The organism is Actinomycetota bacterium (assembly GCA_005774595.1).
Taxonomy (GTDB): domain Bacteria; phylum Actinomycetota; class Coriobacteriia; order Anaerosomatales; family D1FN1-002; genus D1FN1-002.
Genome location: VAUM01000374.1, coordinates 1 through 1,661, shown reverse-complemented (window position 1 = coordinate 1,661; position 1,661 = coordinate 1). Strand labels below are relative to the sequence as shown.

2 protein-coding genes are annotated in these 1,661 nt (G+C 67.1%); one reads left to right on the top strand and one right to left on the bottom strand.

All coding sequences use genetic code 11. From position 1 onward, the window contains the following. Positions 1 to 695 (bottom strand): hypothetical protein (locus FDZ70_10230; protein TLM67184.1); only part of this gene is annotated, 695 nt, incomplete at its 3' end. Between the two features lie 157 nt (positions 696 to 852). On the opposite strand from FDZ70_10230, the gene FDZ70_10225 reads away from it, so the two are divergent. Beyond that, positions 853 to 1,032 (top strand): hypothetical protein, encoded by a 180-nt coding sequence (locus tag FDZ70_10225; GenBank protein TLM67183.1) that lies wholly within the window; start codon positions 853 to 855, stop codon positions 1,030 to 1,032. The last annotated feature ends 629 nt before the right edge of the window (positions 1,033 to 1,661 follow it).

Sequence of the window (1,661 nt, the reverse complement as noted above, 5' to 3'; positions counted from 1 at the left end):
TCGGCAGGGGCACTGTCGAGCGCGCGCCGATGTTTGCTGTCAGCAACCAGCCGCTCCTTTGCGGCCAAGACCAAGTCGCGTACGCGCATCGCGTCAGCGTGACGGATCCCTTGCAGGACCGTTGTGCGCCCTCGCGGTTCAACGACGACAAGCGCCGACGCCTCATCTGCGGGAAGTCCGCGGGTGAGCGCTGCCGTCCAGAGCGCATCGCGGTGTGCAGGCGCGACCTCGATGTCTCTCAGTCTGACCAAGTCCGCTGAGAACACCCTGGTCTCGGGCCCCGTCTGCGCAGACGGTTGCGTGAAGACGAGTGCATGACCGGAAACGACCACGCTCGAGTGGCCGAGCGCGCCGGAGAGCGGGCCGTCGATCCATGCCGCCAGGAACAGTCCCGCGGCGAGCATGCATATCCACAGCAGCACTCCTAGTGCGGGGGCTTGGTAGACCGTGAAGTCGCGCCACACGTCGAAGAGCAGCAGCGGGACGGCAACGTAGAGTGGAATGGCGAGCGCGATGGTCAGAGAGAGACGTGCGCCGTCGGCACCTACGGACCCGAGGCGGGGAGCGATGAGGGCGCGGAAGCCGTCGGAGGTCTCCGTGACGAACACCAGGGACTGCGCGTGCGCGGCGACGGCGGCCTCGTCGGCCGCACCACGCAGGATATCCGTGATCGCGTCAGCCTCTGCCGGTCCCACGATCGAGGGCGAGGACCCGACCGGCCCGCGGAGGCGGCCGGCGCTTCCCGAGACTGGGTCGTAGACCACCGCGGCCGCCGGACCCAGGCGGACGCACCCGGCGCCAGGCACTATCCGTCGAGGGTCAGGGTCGAATGTGACGCCTTGAGGGTCGACCGTGAGAGCGAACGTCCCGCGCCCGACGAACAGCCAACTCGAGGAGACGAGGACAATCAGCGCGAAGACGGTCATCAGGATGGCGGGGGATCCGCCAGGTTCGAAGAAGTGGATGTCGAGGATGGCGATCATCGACACGTTGGCCATGATCATGACGAGCAGCGCGGGGAGTTGGACGTAGGAGCGCACCATCCCATGGGCGCGCGCGTGGATGCGCAGGTACGTCCCATGGTGAGTCACAGCGACTGACGCGGTCTGAGTCATGTGCCCCCGGCGTGCGTGCTCGCGTGCTGCTCTGCCGAACGCTTGTGGCTTCAGCGGAGCGCGCTTCGCTCCGTTTCCCTGCCGATTCTACGCTTCAGGCGCGCTTCCGCTGGAAGCCATGGTTAGGTGAGCCTACCCGTTCCAGTACGCGGCAACGCCGATTGCGTTGGTGGCCACCGCTCCCGAGACGGCTGCGAGAAGTGCGAGGCCGAGAACATGCAGCGCTGGCCTCTTCGCCGCCGTGAAGACGTAGATCGCGAGCGTGACCGAGGGGACAAGGCCGAAGCAGACGATGAACGGAAGCCACTGGGGGTCGTACCGCAGAGCGACCAGGCCGGTCACTGCCACCGGCGCTGCGACCAAGCCGACGAAGATTGCGACACGGAGCAGAGAGGTGCGCCAAGCGGCCGGCGTCTTCATCAGCAGCACGGAGTACACGAGCAGGGGGGCGGCAGTCAGCGCGGCGAGCACTGGGACGCCAGCGAGCGCTCCGGACGTGTAGTCGAGGAACGGGCTGTCTGCCCACAGGTAGGCGAGGGCGAGAAT